The sequence below is a fragment of the Algoriphagus yeomjeoni genome, assembly GCF_049821175.1.
GTDB classification, from domain to species: Bacteria; Bacteroidota; Bacteroidia; order Cytophagales; family Cyclobacteriaceae; genus Algoriphagus; species Algoriphagus yeomjeoni_A.
The window spans coordinates 3228593-3244014 of sequence record NZ_CP187512.1 but is presented as its reverse complement, the minus strand read 5'-3'; the positions used below and the strand labels follow the sequence as shown (position 1 = coordinate 3244014).

Below are 15422 nucleotides of genomic sequence, written 5' to 3'. Positions count from 1 at the left end.
AATTTCAAAGATTTTAAGATGCTTTTAGTTAATCAAATTCGAGAAAACTATGCCGGTGTTCTAGCCGGTCTTCAAAAGAGAAATTTCCCAAATGCAGAAGCTGTACTGAATCAGGCAGTTGAGCTGGATGAATTGAGAAAGTCCACCCAATCAGAGCGCGATCAGATACAAAGCGAATCCAATGCGATTTCTAAAGAAATTGGGACATTGATGCGTGAGGGAAAAGCTGAAGAAGCAGTTAAAATAAAAGAGAGAACTGCTGAGCTGAAGATTCAGATCAAAGATCTTGAAGATCAAAATTCAAAAGCTGAAGCTGATTTGATCGCTTTACTTTATACCATTCCTAATGTACCACATACTTCTGTTCCTGCAGGGAAATCAGCAGAGGACAATGAAGTTGTATTGGAGAATGGAGCAATTCCTACACTTTATGAAGGTAAGCTTCCTCACTGGGACTTGATCAAAAAGTACGATATCATTGATTTTGATCTCGGCAACAAGATAACTGGAGCGGGTTTTCCTGTCTACAAAGGCAAAGGAGCAAGACTTCAACGAGCGCTGATCAATTTCTTTTTGGATGAGGCGTTGGCTCAAGGATATTACGAGATTCAACCGCCAATTTTGGTAAATGAAGACTCAGGCTATGGCACAGGTCAACTACCGGATAAAGAAGGGCAGATGTATTACGCTGATGCGGATAACTTGTATTTGATTCCAACGGGTGAAGTTCCTATCACGAATATTTACCGTGATGTGATTCTTTCTGAAAGCGAATTGCCAATCAAAAATGTTGGGCATTCTCCATGTTTCCGCAGAGAAGCAGGAAGTTGGGGCGCTCATGTGAGAGGTTTGAATAGACTTCATCAGTTTGACAAAGTGGAGATCGTGCAGATCACACATCCTGATAAATCCTATGAGACATTGGAAAGCATGAGCAGTTATGTGCAAAGTCTTTTGCAAAAGCTGGAATTGCCTTACCGCGTTTTGAGACTTTGTGGAGGTGATATGGGTTTCACTTCTGCGCTTACCTATGATATGGAAGTATATTCTGCGGCGCAGGAGCGTTGGTTGGAGGTAAGTTCTGTTTCCAACTTTGAGACTTATCAGTCTAATCGTCTGAAGCTGAGATTCAAAGGAGCGGATAAGAAAACACAGTTAGCACACTCTTTAAATGGATCTGCTTTGGCTTTGCCAAGAATTGTAGCTTCCATCTTGGAAAATAATCAGACCGAAGATGGCATCAACATGCCGAAAGTGTTACATCCTTATTTGGGATTTGATAAGATTTCTTAAGAAGAAAGACATATAAAAAGCGAGAGGATTTAATCTTCTCGCTTTTTTAGTCTTATGTCTAAGGTCTATTTCAACCTACATTTTCTTCAAAAAGGCATTCCAAAGTTTTTTCCAAGTCCTCGGCGGTACCAGAATGAGGTCTTGAAGTTTGGATGATGGAGCTTCTCACAGCAGTTAACCATCTGAATCTGGAGGCTAGATCCATGGATGCGATATTACCACCAGTTGTAGATCCTTGGCATATTTTTTCAAAAGAAGCCAAGTTAAGTGCTATCATTTCCACATCAGCCTGCGGGTCTAGCATCAATAATTTTTGAGTGTTTAAATGAATCTTGCAGCCTAGAAAATTTCTTTTCCAATGACAGATCACTACACCAACATTGATGAATTCCTCTCTTTCCACTCGCGGTACTACGCGAATGATGGCGTATTCATATAAGTGTTGCTCTTGCATCGTTAGCTTCTTTTATGAATTGATCAGAATAGGAAAGACGGAGATTCAGAAAGTCTTGGTAAACCTTTCTCACTTCATTGGGATCTTCAGAATCGCCACCAGCAAGTAGCCATTCTTCTGGAATAGTATTAACAATTGTGCTGATTTTCTCTGGTGTCAAAAGCTTTTTGAAGGCTTCATTCACAGCATCTAGTTCAGAAGCTACAGGCAGCAACACATGATTTTTTATAATTGGAAAAGTGCCTTCAGCATTTTTTTTCCAATTGACCCACGCATGTTGAAACAGAAACGAAGCGCCGTGGTCGATCAGCCACAGCTCACGATTCCAAAGTAGCATATTTGTATTTCTAAAAGTCCGATCCACGTTAGTGATCAGCATATCCAGCCATACTATTTGGGATGCTAAATAGGAATCAGTATTCATTGCTACTGGATCGTAATTGATCGCACTGGATAGAAAATGCAAGGCTAAGTTCAGCCCTTGACTTCCTTTGAGCAGATCCTGGATTTCTTCGTCTCCTTCAGATCTACCAAAAGCCGGATCTAAATTGGCGAAGACCAATTCAGGAACTTTCATTCCTAAAGCTCTCGCAATTTCTCCACCTAATAGTTCAGCGATAAGTGCTTTCTCCCGCTGGCCAGCTCCACGGAATTTCAATACATATTTGAAACCGTCATCTGCATCGGCAAGTGCAGGCAGAGATCCTCCTTCCCGAAGAGGTAGAATATAACGGGTCACGTTTACCTTGCGAAGGTTTAGTTTAGTATCCATTTGATGCTTTTCGGTAAAGCTTGAAAATCCAAAGTTAAAGAATCAGTTCTAAATCAATTCTTCTACATGCTTTTGGATGTTTGCAGATAATTTGCCCATGGGTAAGTCATTAGCATCTGTTCCAAAAGGCTCTTCAATCTCTTCGGCCACCAGTTCCAAACTCGCCAGCACATAAAATATGAATGTGACTATGGGAGCTGCATAGTATCCCAAAGAAAATACATAGCCCAATGGCAATGTGATGACATAAGCGAGGATGAATTTCTTGATAAAAGAGCTGTAAGAGTAGGGGATTGGTGTATTCTTGATTCGTTCGCATGCTCCACAGATATCAGTGAAAGACATTAATTCTTGATTCAATACAATCAATTGATCACCGGTGATTTTCTTTACTTTGTAAAGATCATTCACCTTAGCAAACATCAATTTGGCAACCTGATTAGGCACATGTTTTTCTGGGTCAATCTCTGGTTTTATCTCCTCATCTTCCTTGTCATCCAGCATGTAAAGTGTCACTTTGGATTGCAAATGTTCCTTTAGTGCAAAAGCATAAATGGGGATTGTCCTTCTGAAAAATTTTCTGGATTCTTCATCAGAATTGTCTAGCATTCCAGCGAGTTTAAGTGCTAGATTTCTGCTGTTGTTTACCAGTTGTCCCCATAGCTTCCTGCCTTCCCACCATCTGTCATAAGCTGTATTTGTCCGAAAAACCAGTAACATGGAAATCACAAAGCTTAATAAGCTATGCATGATTGGTATGTTTTGTACCCAACTATCTTCTCCAATCTTCAGAAAGTCCATTTCTAACCAAGCAATTCCTAATGAGTATAGGAAAATGATGACCATAAATGGACCTAACTTGACTAAAGTGTCAGATTTCTGAATTATAAAGATCACCTGAAACCATTCTTTGGGGTTGTATCCTTTCATACTATTGTGAAAAGGGTTTTGGGGTGGATGAAGAGAAATAAGGACTTAACAGCTAGTATCACAGAAGGTGATTTTTTACTTAGCTGCGATTAAATGCTGGTGAATTTTTAATACTTGAGGAATCAAAAGTTTGTTATCGGTATTCTTAATTATAAAATCAGCTAATTCATTTTTTTGCTCGTCGGGAAGTTGCTGATTGATGATCTGATTTACCTGCTCTTCGGAGCGATGGGGATCTCTCATTAGCGTTCTTGCGATTCTGATTTTCAGTGGTGAGCTTACATTAATCACATAATCAAGCGCTTTTTTACCTCCAGTTTCGAAGATTAAAGCAGCTTCTTTTAACACATAAGGGGAATTTTGCTGTGATGCCCAAGTCAAAAAATCCGTTCCAACCGCTGGATGAACTAGGGAATTGATTGTTTTGACTTTTTCTGGATCTGAAAAGACTTCATTTGCTAGGAAACTCCTGTTTAAGCTGCCGTCAGAAAGGTAAGATTCCGCTCCAAAGGCATTTTTAATTTGATTCTTTAGTTCTTCGTCATTTCCCATTAGCCACTTTGCCCGCTCATCAGCTGAATAAACGGGAATTCCAAGTATAGAAAAAATCTTGGCTACGGTTGATTTTCCTGAGCCAATTCCGCCAGTTATACCCACTAAGATGGGCGAGGTATTACTCATATTTGAGCTTTAAGATTGCAGGTTGAGCTACAACTTGTTCTAGGTATTCAGGCATTGGTTTTACCTGAACGCTGATCGTGCTGTCCGTTTTGTTCCTTTTGTAATAATCCAAAATTGCTTCGAATTCAAGGTCCTTTAATTCGGCTGACTTTCGCTCATCTACCAAATAAGAAATCATAATTACCACATCTTCATTCTGTAGAGTGACTGATTTCGGAAAGTTTATTTTTTTGATTTTAAGGCGTTTATTTCCTTCTAAAAATTCAACAACATCAAATTTAACTTGGACTTTATCTACCTCAAGTGTCACATGATTACCGAGATTTTCAGGTAGCGTTAGTATGATTTCTTTATCAACTGATTTGTTAATACGCTTTTCCTCTAAAGTAATTGGAAAGGTTTTCACACTATCCACTACTGAGCTAGGACCTTTGACTGTTATAATGCTTGGACTAAAAGTAACAGGCCCGATGACTCTAAAATTCTTACCCAAGGAGAAGCTTGTAGAATCCAGGACAGGGGTGACCTTGACAGTTTTAATTTTGTCAATTTTGAATTTCAAAGAATCTTTAAGAACAGAATTAAGCTGTGTTGGGGAAAGGAATTCACCCAGGGATCTTTTTAGGTCAGCAGTAAGGATGTAATTTTTTGATGCTGGATTTGTAAGCTCAACAGGGTAAGAGTCACTATTGAAATTGAAGTATTTCCTGAGTAAATCCCATCCATTTCCTGAGATTTCTATTTCCAAAGTAGTTGGAAGACCAGCGACAGCCACATACTGATCTTGGTCATAAACTAGCTCAATAGGAAAATCGACAACAGTATTATAATCGTCCTTATTGAGGGCGTTTAAAATCCAAAAAGTGGTAGCTGCTGCGATGCAGAGGACTACCACTTTCAGATTAGAGAGTTTTTTTGGAGAAATCCTTTTATTGGATTTTTTAGTTTCCGGCAAAATTCAATTTATTTTTTTGTCTCTGTCTTTTTCGAGAAATCTAATGATATAGCAGATTTTTCCACTTTGACTTTCAGGCCTCTGTCGAGCTCAAGCATTACAGCATCGCCTTCAACTGAGCTTACTTTACCATGTAGTCCGCCGATTGTTACTACCTCGTCGCCCTTTTTGATTTCTTCAATGAATTTTTTACTTTCCTTTTGCTTTTTTTGCTGAGGTCTGATCATAAAGAAATACATGATCAGAATAATAGAACCGAAAAGGAAAACTTGTCCTAAAATTCCGCTGCTACCTGCGGCAGCTTGGGCTAGTACTGTAGAAATCATAATTATCGTTTAACTGGGCCTACTGGAGTAGCTGCGCCTGCAATTTTTGGAGTAACTGTACCTTTCAATCTTAATCTGGTAACAGCTGGGTTAGTGTTTGCTTGAATACTTACTGTAGGGGCTTGTGCACCTGATTTGGCGGATGAGTTGAATACAACTTTCACAAATCCTTCATCTCCTGGCTTTACAGGTGCTTTAGACCAATCAGGACTAGTGCATCCGCAAGAAGCAGTAATGTTGGAGATTACTAATGGAGCCTGTCCATTATTTGTAAATTTGAAAATGTGCTCTACTACTTGGCCCTCATTGATAGCACCAAAGTCGTACTCCTCCTCTGGAAATGCAAAAGCACCTAAAGTAGATGGATCCGCAACCTGTGTTGCTTGCGCATTAACAGGTGTTGCTACAGGGCTATTAGTTTCTAATTGGGCAATTTTTTGTTCAAGAGCAGCGATTTTCTCGTCCTGATCACTTTTTTGGTTACAAGAAGTTCCCAAAGCAAGGATGACGGAAAACACCGCCATATTAATTACGTTGATTTTCATATCTATTTATATTTTTTTAGTGGTTATATGGAATCTCGCTGATCGATTTTCATTCCTCAGTGGGAGTGATAATTTACGCTCGATTTCATATCTGTTAATTGTTTCCTTGGTTGATTTGATCTATTAATTTGTTCACATCACTGAGAAGGTTCTCAGCTTTGTTTTTCGCTTCTGTTATTACTCTTTTTCCTTCGGTTTTTGCTTCGTTAAGGTGCATTTCCTTTCCGTCTACCAAATCATCGATTAATTCTTCTAGTTCCTTCTTGTATTTTGAAAGTTTAAAAGAAAGTCGATCACGGGTATTTGTCCCTGCATCTGGTGCAAAAAGTACTCCAACTGCTGCGCCTACGCCTGCGCCTATTAGGAATGCGATGAGTGAATTACTGCTCTTGCTCATAGTTAAGTTATTTATTGTCTAAAAGTCCTCTTCCGCTCTTACGGATTTCTCCGCTTTCGGTTAACTCTTTTGCCATTACATCTAGCAATCCATTCACAAATTGCTTGCTTTTTGGTGTGCTGTATGTTTTTGAGATGTCGATATACTCGTTTATACTTACTTTGACAGGAATACTCGGGAAGTTTTTCATTTCCGCTATTGCCATCGAGATAATCACTTTATCAGTAAATGCAAGTCTATCAATATCCCAGTTTTTGGTTTTTTGAGTAATAAGGGCCTTACTGTTTACATCATTTTCAATGGTGAAGTTAAAGATATTTTGAAAAAACTCCTTATCCTCGTCCCAGTTCATAGCGATCTCAGGCATTTGGCTTTCATTTTCCTCGTTTAGATTAGCCGCATTTTTCAATACCTTGGAAGCTAAGCTTCTAACTACCGATTTATCTTCTGTCCAGTTTAAATCTTTTTCAGAAAAGAAATTCAAGATCACTTCATTTTTGAACAGAACTTTCTTCAATAGATCATCAGCCAGCTCAAAATCTTGGGTTACAGTTGGACTTTCCAATTGAAGGTATTCCTGGTAAAATTCAGAAGGCTTTATATAGTCTCTAAACCATTCTCTGATTTCCAGTTCTATATCATTCAGGTTAACATTGTTTCTCGCAATCGCTGCTCTGTATGAATCAGATTCACGAAGGGACGCAAGAACTGTGTTGTTTGGGAAATTCAGTTCGTTCCCAAATCCAACTGGATTGTTGGAAGCGAATTTTTTCTTCTTTTCAATTTCTTTTTCTACGTGCTTTGCAAACGCCTGTAAAAGCTCAATCGCAAGCAAATATAGCTGTGGAATTCGTTCGGCAGATACCACCATGTTTTTTAACAAAAACTGGTGATCTTTTTCGTTTGCCTCATGATACTTTTTCAAAGCATCTAAAACAACCTGTTTTACTTTTCTATTCGCCTCGCTTGATTTTAGTAGGTCTTTTGACGTGAGATTCTGCTCAAAAAGCTTGATAGCCTCCTCAGCTTCTTTGTTGAGTGCAGTTTTATCTTGCACTTCCATACTGTTCAGATCCGGCATGAATGAGGCGCGGATGAAATCTTTTGACAGGTTTAGGTTAGAACCTTTGCACTGTTCGTATGCATATAGGTTTTGAAAAGCCTTTACTCTGAGTATTCTTCTGTTTAGCATGTCTTCGAAATGAGTTGCAAATATAGGTAATTTGAGGTGGCTATCATGTAGGTAGATGAGACAAAAAAACCACCGAAAGCCATTTCCGGTGGTTTTGATGAGGATGTATGTGATCTTAGAAAGAAAGCTTTACTCTTCCGATAGCTTCAATTCTAGCTTTAGCTGTCTCGATAGCTGCTTGTTGAGCTGGTATGTTTTCTTTTTCTGATTTATCTAAAATACTCAAACAAGTATCGAATATTTTTTCAGTTTGCTTGTAAACAGTATCTCTGTTGTATCCGCCGAAGTACTCAGCGCCTACATTGATGACACCACCAGCGTTGATTAGAAAGTCAGGTGCGTATACAATTCCTTTTTTCACTAAAATTTTGCCATGCTTGGCTTCGTCTTTTAATTGATTGTTTGCACCACCTGCAATTACGGCACATTTCAAGCGGTCAATCGTCTCATCATTGACAGTGGCTCCTAGGGCACAAGGCGAATAAATATCCATTTCCAAATCATAGATCACATTTGGATCAACTACTTGAGCGCCTGTTTTTTTGGCAACTGCCTGTAGCTTGTCTTCAAAAATATCCGTTACCAGCACGTTGGCTCCTTCTTTTACTAAATAGTCAATCAAATACTTGCCTACTTGCCCTACACCTTGGACACCAATTCTTTTTCCTGCCAAGGATTCAGATCCAAAGGCTTTTTTCGCTGCTGCTTTCATGCCCATGTAAACACCATAAGCCGTAACTGGAGAAGGATCTCCACCACCGCCTTTGATCTCAGGAAGACCAGTGACATGGCGAGTTTCCAGGCCGATGAACTCCATATCCGAAGTGTTCATGTTTACGTCTTCTGCAGTTACGTATCTGCCACCTAAGCTTTGAACAAATCTCCCGAAGCGTCTTAGGAAAGCTTCATTTTTCAATTTTGGATCACCCAAAATCACAGCTTTACCACCGCCAAGATTCAATCCAGCCAGCGCATTTTTGAATGTCATTCCTCTGGATAAACGAAGGACATCTGTAATCGCTTCCTCTTCAGAAGCATAAGGCCACATACGGGTTCCGCCCAAAGCAGGGCCCAGCGTGGTGTTGTGAATTCCTATCAATGCCTTTAGGCCGGTAGCTTCATCGTGGCAGATCACAAGTTGTTCGTGATCCATCGTAGTGATTTGGCCAAAGATTGAACCTTCACGTACTGTTTCGGTAGCTTTAATCTCTAACATGTGAACTTAGCTTTTTAGAATGTGTTATATTTGGGTACTCCTTGCGAAATTGACCGATACAAAATTAAATACTTTTATTGGCCTTCAAAGGATTAATATACCCAGTCTTCCTAATCTATTTCTTTCATTTTAAAATTTTTATTTGGTGAAACCACTTTGGCGACTCAATAAGTATTTGTACAAATACAAGGGCTTAATCCTTTTGGGGATAGTTTTTACGGTGATTTCTAACATTTTCGTAATTATCCCTGCACAATTAGTAAGACTTGCAATAGATTATGTTGTTGAAAGTTTTTCAATTTATCAGCCTTTAGAGCAGGGTGGTATGGGTAATCAGGCTCAAGATATTTTTCTAAAATTCGTGTTTGTGTTTGGAATATTAATCTTAGTAATGGCTTTACTGAGAGGGATCTTCTTATTTTTTATTCGTCAGACGCTCATCATCATGTCTCGAAAGGTAGAGTATGACATGAAAAATGAAATCTACGATCACTACCAAAAACTACCTCTTAGCTTCTATAGAAAAAATAGCACCGGAGATTTGATGGCTAGAATCACTGAAGATGTGAGCCGTGTACGAATGTATCTCGGTCCAGCTATCATGTATGGGTTGAACCTTCTGATCTTGTTTCCATTGGTGATCTCTTATATGATTACGGTCAATCCAATGTTGACACTCTACGCATTGTTGCCACTTCCAGTACTTTCTCTAAGCATATATTATGTGAATAACATGATCAATGAGCGTTCTGAAAAGATTCAGCGAAGTTTAAGTGGATTAAGTACGTTTGTGCAAGAGGCTTTTTCAGGTATTCGGGTACTAAAAGCTTTTGTCAGAGAAAGTGATAGTGTGAATGATTTTGCGACAGCAAGTGAAGATTATAAGGTGAAGTCTATTCGGCTGACCCGTGTTAATGCGCTATTCTTCCCGATCATTATGGCTCTTGTTGGTGTTTCTACAATTATCACTGTTTATGTAGGTGGTTTGCAGGTAATCAGCGGAGAGATAGGTTACGGGGTTATTGCAGAATTTATTTTATATGTAAACATGCTGACATGGCCAGTTACCTCGCTAGGCTGGGTGACAAGTATTGTTCAGCGTGCAGCTGCATCCCAAACCCGTATCAATGAGTTTCTTGATGAAAAGAATGATATTCTTACTACTAACGACATTAAGGCAACAATTACAGGGACAGTAGAAATGGATAATGTTTCTTTCATCTATCCGGATTCTGGGATCCAAGCACTAAAAAATGTAAGCTTTAAAATCAAAGAAGGACAAACGCTTGGGATTATTGGCACAACAGGCTCAGGGAAATCTACTATAGCTAACTTGTTAATGCGAATGTATGATCCTAACTCAGGTGTGATCAAAGTGGATGGAAAGCCAATTGATTCGCTTTCTGTTTCAGATTTAAGGAGGCAAATTGGTTATGTTCCTCAGGATGTATTTTTGTTTTCAGATAGCATAGGAAATAACATTGCTTTTGGAATCGAGGAATCAGACCCAAGGATTATAGAGCAAGCAGCGAAGGATGCGGATGTCTATCAGAATATCATTGAATTTCCGAAAGGCTTTGAGACTATGCTAGGCGAACGAGGAATTACCCTTTCAGGTGGGCAGAAACAGCGAGTTTCTATTGCTAGAGCTATTGCCAAGGAGCCAAAGATCCTCATTCTGGATGATTGCCTATCTGCTGTGGATACTAAGACTGAGAATGTGATATTGACAGCTCTAAAAAATATCATGCAAAACCGCACATCGATTATTATTTCCCATCGCGTGTCATCAGCTAAGCTGGCAGATCAGATTATCGTTTTGGATGATGGCAGAGTAATCGAACAAGGGAATCATAAGACGTTGATGGCCCAAAAGGGAGTCTATGCTGAGCTTTACGAAAAACAGACTCAGGCAGGAGAATCCGTTGATAATTAATGATTTCTATCTATATTATAACTCAGAAAAGTGGCATTTTGAAAAAAGTAATTAACTTGAAGAGTATCAGTTCATCTTAAAATTTTTAGTTATGACGGAGAAGAAATCAACCACCCAAGATCTAGAAAAAGTCCTCAAGGAGATTGGCGATAAAATTGAAGAATTAGTAAAAAAAGGAGCTGATGCTGGTTCAGATGCAAAGGAAGAAATAGACAAGAAAATTAAGGATTTGAAAGAGAATAAAACGTCTCTTGAAGCTGAATTTAAAAAAGGGAAAGAGATTTTAGAACGAGAATTTAAAGAGCGTTCTGACGATTTCAAGCCTAAATTGGAAGAATCTAAAGGATTTTTGAAGGAAGGCCTAAAGCAATTAGGATTAGCTTTCAAGGCTCTCTTTGGTAAGAAGAAAAGTTAAGATCTCAAGATATCAAAAAAGGCCCGAGAGCAAATTCTCGGGCCTTTTTCGTCATTTTGCAGCTAGTGCATTGCATCGATCGTAAGCTGGGTCAAGATCTATGAAAATATCTTCCTTGGCTGTAACAAACCATTTGCTGAGCAAATCATCTTCTTTTTTGCGGAGCGCTGCTGCTTTTAGTTTTTCGTAGTCATCGTTCATATTTGCTCTATGTGCAGGATACTTTGCTTTGTAATAGATAATACGAACTTTTTTACCTTCTCTTGGGTCGTCAAACTGCATCGGTGGAGTAATATCACCTACCTCCATTGAATCTATCATAAAATATAGACTTGGGTCTTCAAGCGTTCTTAAAGAAAGACGATTGGAACTATTGGATGGATCGGTGAAGAAACCGCCATTATCTGATGTGCTTCTGTCATCAGAAAAGTCTTTAGCAGCTTTTGCAAATTCCATTCTTCCTGCTTCAATCTCTGTTTTAAGACTATCAAGGAATCTCTCAGACTTTTCTATATCTGCCATCGTAGCTTTTGGTGACATTAGAATGTGTCTCGTGTTATAGGTGTTGTCCTTCTTCTCCAATAGCTGGATGATATGAAAACCATACGCAGTTTCTACCGGATCAGAAATTTCACCTTGTCTTAGGGATAATGCAGCTCCTTCGTATTCCGGAACCATTTGTCCTCTAGAAGAAAAACCCAAATTTCCTCCATTGGAAGCTGAGCCAGGATCTTCAGAATATCTTCTCGCTAAATCGCCAAAGTCAGCTTTGCCTTCACCAATATCTTTCTTGAATTGGACCATTTGATCATAAAGGGCCTGTTTGGTTTGGGGATTTACTTCGGGTTTGACGACTATTTGCCCGACAGTAGCCTCAGATGTGAATAGTGGAAGAGAATCGGTAGGAATGCTATTAAAAAACTCTCTAACGTCATTTGGAGAAACAGTTAATCCTTCGGTGATCTGACTTCTCATCCGTTGCACAATTAATTGTTCTCTGATCACATCTTCAATCTCAGCTTTGAGTTGGTCTGAGGTTTTACCGTAGGCTTCTACAAGTGTATTTTCATCTCCTCCAAACTGCTGGAGCACCATGTTGAATCGCTGTTCAGTTTGAAGCATAACCTCTGCGTCGGTGACGATTACAGAATCCACTTCTGCTTTGGCTACCATCAGTTTATTGATCATCAGAGATTCAAATATCTGACATCTGCTTGGAGCTTCTTGACCCTGTCGATTTTGAGAAATAGCTTCCAAATATGCTTTCTGAACGTCTGATTCCAATAATATATAATTATCCACTTTAGCCACAATTTTGTCAAGTACCTGGCCTGTAGTAGGCGTGGTTTCTTGAGCAAATGATGCGGTAATCAGCATGCTGGCTATTAAAGTAAAGGTTAGTCGGTTTAATAATTTCATGGGAGTTGTTCCGTCTTTTAGTTCTAATTTGACGGGTTTCTTATGTAAAATATTATTGATTTAAAGCTATGAATGTTTCTTCCTTAGCTTTTGGATTTATCTTGATGGGATACTTCTTTCGTAAAGACTCAACTAGACTTTTATCCAAGTATTCTTGATAATCTCGAATTACCAATCCTCGAGTTTCCTCGAATTCCTTAGGTCCTGCGCTTGTTTTTTCTCCTAAGATTACAATGTGTAAATGTCCATTAGCTTCTATTTCCTGGTAGTTTGAATCCATATCTGCTTTGGATAGGACAGGATGTTCAGCGTATTCGATGGTGCCAGCTTCAGTTTGATACGCTAAGGGATTGATGCTTTCATAGCTTGACTCAAAAGTTGAAATGAGTTCATTAGAAAGTGATTTTCCTTGAAGCAATTGTCTAGCAGCATCCAGTTGAGTCATGTCAAGAACTTTGACGATGTATGCGTTTACTCTTTCTTCCCACTGGTAATTCTCAATGTTATTTTGAAAATAGGCCTTTTGTGCAACTGAATCCATTAGACCTTTTTGCCAAACATCCTCATTCATGAGTGAGAACAACAAGATACCATCTCTGTATTCTTTCAAGAGCATTTGGTACTCCTTATTGTTTGCTTCCAAGTCAGCTTCTTCAGCTTCATTTAATACGGAAGCTGCAAATCTTTCATACCAAGCATCAAAAACCCCGTCATTAGTTTGAATTCTGATTTCTTGCTCATTTATATAATCGACAAGATCCTGAGCGACGTAACTTTTGCCCTGTAGGGAAAAGATTTGGTCACTAGCTAAATCTTTAGCGGCCACAACTTGCGCAACATCATTCTTAGAAGTTGAGCTTAATTCAGTTCTTAATTTGGCAACATTCTGTTCGTTTTCATCAAAGTTGTAGCGGGATTTCTGAATCGCCATCACCTGGGACTGAATCATCGTAGAACGAGAATCTCTTAATATTCTAGAGCGAATACTCTCTTCCATTGATTCAAAACTTTCAACTGGTTTTTTGTCTTCCAGCCTCAGAATATGATACCCATATTTGGTGCGGATAGGCGGGGAAACTTCACCTAATTCTGTCAGCGAAAAAGCAGCCATTTCAAATTCCGGAATCATTGACCCAACGCTAAACCAAGGAAGAATACCTCCTTTTTGACTACTTGAAGGGTCTTCGGAATAATTTTTCACTATATCTTCCCAGATAGTATTTTCCTTCTGAATTTCAGTGTAGATGTCTGCTACTTTTCTTTTAGCGAGGTCTTCGCCATTTTCAGCATTTTCATCGATTCTTACGAGTATATGCGATACCCTTACTTGTCCTGGATTCGGTTGGCGGTCCTTCACATTGATAATGTGGTAGCCAAAATTGGTTAAAACGGGATCGGAAACCTGTCCAGGTTGCAGTGAAAATGCTGCGTCTTCAAATGGTTGAACCATCTGAAGTGCTGTAAAATAACCTAGGTCACCTTCGTTTACTTGAGCCGAAGGATCATCAGAATATTTTACTGCCAACTCATTAATACTACCTCCGTTTTTTATTTCGTCTTCAATTTTCAATGCCATCCGCAGAACAATTAAACTGTCCTCCTTTTTTGCGTTTGGCGGAAATTGAAGCAAAATGTGACTCGCACGGATAATCTCCTGCATTCTTGAATAAGCTTTCCGTAGTTCTCCCTCTTCCAATGAGTTCCTAATCAGGAAAGGAGCCTTTAGATTTTCTCTAAACGAATCAAATTCTCTTGTGAATTCCTCCGTCTGATCAAGTCCCCGCGCTTCGGCCTCTCTTACTTTTAATTTGTAATTAATAAATAGGTCAAGGTTTTCTTCGTATTCGTCTCTGGACATCCCTGGAGTACCAGGTTCAGACTTATTTCCTTTAGATAATAAATAAATCAGCTCATCCTTAGCAACAGGCTTACCACCCAAAGTCAATAAGGGGTCACCCTGATTTGGCGATTGCACAAACGCCATCGCAGATGCGGTGGATCCAAATGCTACAAGGAATGTGATAATAAATGCCGAAATGGTTCGGTTTGTCATGTGGTGAATGCCAGAATTGGAATGCAATTTTACAAATTTATTAGGATTTAAAGTCAAAAGTCCCGAATACTAAGGTTTTAACATGAATTAGGACTGGAACCATTTGATCAGCCGACAGGTATTAGTGCCTCTGGTAGAATCAAACTCAATTTCATCCATTATCTTCTTGACCAAAATTATGCCTAAACCTCCTTTTCGCTTATCTCCTTTAACTTTATTTAGGTCCGGTACCTCATAATCGAGCATATTGAACGCTTTACCTTCATCGGTAATTTCAAAAATTAATTTTCCGGGATTTTGTTTAATGTCTAACTGAATAAAGTCTAGGGCATTACACTTGTGTGAATGAATGATCAGATTAGCACATACCTCTTCCACTGCCAAGATAAGTTGGAGCTGGTCTACTTCAGACAGGTGTAACTCTCCCAGAGTCTTTTTTAAAAAGACGCGCAGTTCGGAAAGTGCTGCTGTTTGACAGGATATTTTCATCTGATGTTTCATTTCAGCTTTCTAAAGCAGTTTTTTTGTTTGGGTAAATACGCATCAACTGATCTAAGCCCAATATTTTAAAAACCTCATATACTCGTTCAGAAAGAGAATAGATTTTCAGATCAATCTTTTTTTCCTGAAAATCTTCTAAATAGGACATAAAAACGCCTAATCCTGCCGAAGAAATATACTCTAGCCCTTCGCCATCGACTAAAATAGAATTACTACCATCGGCAACCACTTTAGTGATTGCTTCATCAAGTATTACTGAGTTGCTAGCATCTACTTCGCCTTTGAGTAGCAATATAGTATGGCCGTTCTCTTCCTGTGTTTCTATTGATAGCATCTT

At 39.0% G+C, this 15422-nt stretch carries 17 protein-coding genes; 3 read left to right on the top strand and 14 right to left on the bottom strand.

Annotated elements, in window-relative coordinates; translation table 11 throughout:
- Nucleotides 1-18: 18 nt before the first annotated feature.
- Complete coding sequence (gene serS, locus ACPUEN_RS13170) at nucleotides 19-1293, top strand: serine--tRNA ligase (RefSeq protein ID WP_425636371.1); 1275 nt, start codon at nucleotides 19-21, stop codon at nucleotides 1291-1293.
- 70 nt (nucleotides 1294-1363) lie between these two features.
- Here the strand turns inward: serS and ACPUEN_RS13165 are convergent, their stop codons facing one another.
- The 10 genes from ACPUEN_RS13165 to ACPUEN_RS13120 form a co-directional block, all read right to left on the bottom strand.
- Nucleotides 1364-1747 carry a DUF3037 domain-containing protein gene (locus ACPUEN_RS13165; protein ID WP_425636370.1) on the bottom strand — a complete coding sequence of 128 codons (384 nt, stop codon included), beginning with the start codon at nucleotides 1745-1747 and terminating at the stop codon, nucleotides 1364-1366.
- The gene (locus ACPUEN_RS13160) at nucleotides 1725-2519 is read right to left on the bottom strand and encodes a HipA family kinase (protein WP_425636369.1); all 795 of its coding nucleotides are present in this window, start codon (nucleotides 2517-2519) and stop codon (nucleotides 1725-1727) included. Before ACPUEN_RS13160 ends, ACPUEN_RS13165 begins: the two co-directional genes overlap by 23 nt.
- 48 nt (nucleotides 2520-2567) lie before the next feature.
- Nucleotides 2568-3449 carry a bestrophin family protein gene (locus ACPUEN_RS13155; protein ID WP_425636368.1) on the bottom strand — a complete coding sequence of 294 codons (882 nt, stop codon included), beginning with the start codon at nucleotides 3447-3449 and terminating at the stop codon, nucleotides 2568-2570.
- 75 nt (nucleotides 3450-3524) lie between these two features.
- Entirely contained in the window at nucleotides 3525-4130 is a 606-nt protein-coding gene (gene coaE, locus ACPUEN_RS13150; RefSeq protein WP_425636367.1) for a dephospho-CoA kinase, read from the bottom strand.
- Nucleotides 4123-5085, bottom strand: coding sequence for a YbbR-like domain-containing protein (locus ACPUEN_RS13145; RefSeq protein WP_425636366.1), 963 nt, complete (start codon nucleotides 5083-5085; stop codon nucleotides 4123-4125). Before ACPUEN_RS13145 ends, coaE begins: the two co-directional genes overlap by 8 nt.
- Before the next feature lie 8 nt (nucleotides 5086-5093).
- Nucleotides 5094-5411: a preprotein translocase subunit YajC gene (gene yajC, locus ACPUEN_RS13140; protein WP_425636365.1), complete on the bottom strand. Its 318-nt coding sequence runs from the start codon at nucleotides 5409-5411 to the stop codon at nucleotides 5094-5096.
- Nucleotides 5412-5413: 2 nt separating this feature from the next.
- A complete protein-coding gene (locus tag ACPUEN_RS13135; protein WP_425636364.1) occupies nucleotides 5414-5956 on the bottom strand; it encodes a DUF1573 domain-containing protein in 543 nt (180 codons plus the stop codon).
- A gap of 94 nt (nucleotides 5957-6050) precedes the next feature.
- Nucleotides 6051-6353, bottom strand: coding sequence for a YtxH domain-containing protein (locus ACPUEN_RS13130; protein ID WP_111612377.1), 303 nt, complete (start codon nucleotides 6351-6353; stop codon nucleotides 6051-6053).
- A 7-nt stretch (nucleotides 6354-6360) separates the two neighbouring features.
- Nucleotides 6361-7545 carry a transcription antitermination factor NusB gene (gene nusB / locus ACPUEN_RS13125; RefSeq protein WP_111612378.1) on the bottom strand — a complete coding sequence of 395 codons (1185 nt, stop codon included), beginning with the start codon at nucleotides 7543-7545 and terminating at the stop codon, nucleotides 6361-6363.
- Between the two features lie 115 nt (nucleotides 7546-7660).
- Nucleotides 7661-8761, bottom strand: coding sequence for a Glu/Leu/Phe/Val dehydrogenase dimerization domain-containing protein (locus tag ACPUEN_RS13120; protein ID WP_425636363.1), 1101 nt, complete (start codon nucleotides 8759-8761; stop codon nucleotides 7661-7663).
- Nucleotides 8762-8906: 145 nt separating this feature from the next.
- Between ACPUEN_RS13120 and ACPUEN_RS13115 the strand changes: the two genes are divergently transcribed.
- Together ACPUEN_RS13115 and ACPUEN_RS13110 are read left to right on the top strand one after the other, a co-directional pair.
- Entirely contained in the window at nucleotides 8907-10697 is a 1791-nt protein-coding gene (locus ACPUEN_RS13115) for an ABC transporter ATP-binding protein (RefSeq protein ID WP_425636362.1), read from the top strand.
- A 91-nt stretch (nucleotides 10698-10788) separates the two neighbouring features.
- The gene (locus tag ACPUEN_RS13110) at nucleotides 10789-11112 is read left to right on the top strand and encodes a hypothetical protein (RefSeq protein WP_425636361.1); all 324 of its coding nucleotides are present in this window, start codon (nucleotides 10789-10791) and stop codon (nucleotides 11110-11112) included.
- A gap of 51 nt (nucleotides 11113-11163) precedes the next feature.
- Here ACPUEN_RS13110 and ACPUEN_RS13105 read toward each other — a convergent pair whose 3' ends face one another.
- The 4 genes from ACPUEN_RS13105 to ACPUEN_RS13090 form a co-directional block, all read right to left on the bottom strand.
- Nucleotides 11164-12531, bottom strand: a complete 1368-nt coding sequence (locus tag ACPUEN_RS13105) for a peptidylprolyl isomerase (RefSeq protein WP_425636360.1) — start codon at nucleotides 12529-12531, stop codon at nucleotides 11164-11166.
- A gap of 52 nt (nucleotides 12532-12583) precedes the next feature.
- Nucleotides 12584-14584 (bottom strand): peptidylprolyl isomerase, encoded by a 2001-nt coding sequence (locus ACPUEN_RS13100; RefSeq protein WP_425636359.1) that lies wholly within the window; start codon nucleotides 14582-14584, stop codon nucleotides 12584-12586.
- 87 nt (nucleotides 14585-14671) lie between these two features.
- Nucleotides 14672-15073 carry an ATP-binding protein gene (locus ACPUEN_RS13095; RefSeq protein ID WP_425636358.1) on the bottom strand — a complete coding sequence of 134 codons (402 nt, stop codon included), beginning with the start codon at nucleotides 15071-15073 and terminating at the stop codon, nucleotides 14672-14674.
- Between the two features lie 13 nt (nucleotides 15074-15086).
- Nucleotides 15087-15419: an STAS domain-containing protein gene (locus ACPUEN_RS13090; protein ID WP_425636357.1), complete on the bottom strand. Its 333-nt coding sequence runs from the start codon at nucleotides 15417-15419 to the stop codon at nucleotides 15087-15089.
- Between the last annotated feature and the right edge of the window lie 3 nt (nucleotides 15420-15422).

Excerpts from the sequence above, each read along its gene's own strand:
- serS (WP_425636371.1), top strand. The coding sequence starts at position 19 with ATGCTTTTAGTTAATCAAATTCGAGAAAACTATGCCGGTGTTCTAGCC.
- ACPUEN_RS13165 (WP_425636370.1), bottom strand. The coding sequence starts at position 1,747 with ATGCAAGAGCAACACTTATATGAATACGCCATCATTCGCGTAGTACCG.
- ACPUEN_RS13160 (WP_425636369.1), bottom strand. The coding sequence starts at position 2,519 with ATGGATACTAAACTAAACCTTCGCAAGGTAAACGTGACCCGTTATATT.
- ACPUEN_RS13155 (WP_425636368.1), bottom strand. The coding sequence starts at position 3,449 with ATGAAAGGATACAACCCCAAAGAATGGTTTCAGGTGATCTTTATAATT.
- coaE (WP_425636367.1), bottom strand. The coding sequence starts at position 4,130 with ATGAGTAATACCTCGCCCATCTTAGTGGGTATAACTGGCGGAATTGGC.
- yajC (WP_425636365.1), bottom strand. The coding sequence starts at position 5,411 with ATGATTTCTACAGTACTAGCCCAAGCTGCCGCAGGTAGCAGCGGAATT.
- ACPUEN_RS13135 (WP_425636364.1), bottom strand. The coding sequence starts at position 5,956 with ATGAAAATCAACGTAATTAATATGGCGGTGTTTTCCGTCATCCTTGCT.
- ACPUEN_RS13130 (WP_111612377.1), bottom strand. The coding sequence starts at position 6,353 with ATGAGCAAGAGCAGTAATTCACTCATCGCATTCCTAATAGGCGCAGGC.
- nusB (WP_111612378.1), bottom strand. The coding sequence starts at position 7,545 with ATGCTAAACAGAAGAATACTCAGAGTAAAGGCTTTTCAAAACCTATAT.
- ACPUEN_RS13120 (WP_425636363.1), bottom strand. The coding sequence starts at position 8,761 with ATGTTAGAGATTAAAGCTACCGAAACAGTACGTGAAGGTTCAATCTTT.
- ACPUEN_RS13110 (WP_425636361.1), top strand. The coding sequence starts at position 10,789 with ATGACGGAGAAGAAATCAACCACCCAAGATCTAGAAAAAGTCCTCAAG.
- ACPUEN_RS13105 (WP_425636360.1), bottom strand. The coding sequence starts at position 12,531 with ATGAAATTATTAAACCGACTAACCTTTACTTTAATAGCCAGCATGCTG.
- ACPUEN_RS13100 (WP_425636359.1), bottom strand. The coding sequence starts at position 14,584 with ATGACAAACCGAACCATTTCGGCATTTATTATCACATTCCTTGTAGCA.
- ACPUEN_RS13095 (WP_425636358.1), bottom strand. The coding sequence starts at position 15,073 with ATGAAAATATCCTGTCAAACAGCAGCACTTTCCGAACTGCGCGTCTTT.
- ACPUEN_RS13090 (WP_425636357.1), bottom strand. The coding sequence starts at position 15,419 with ATGCTATCAATAGAAACACAGGAAGAGAACGGCCATACTATATTGCTA.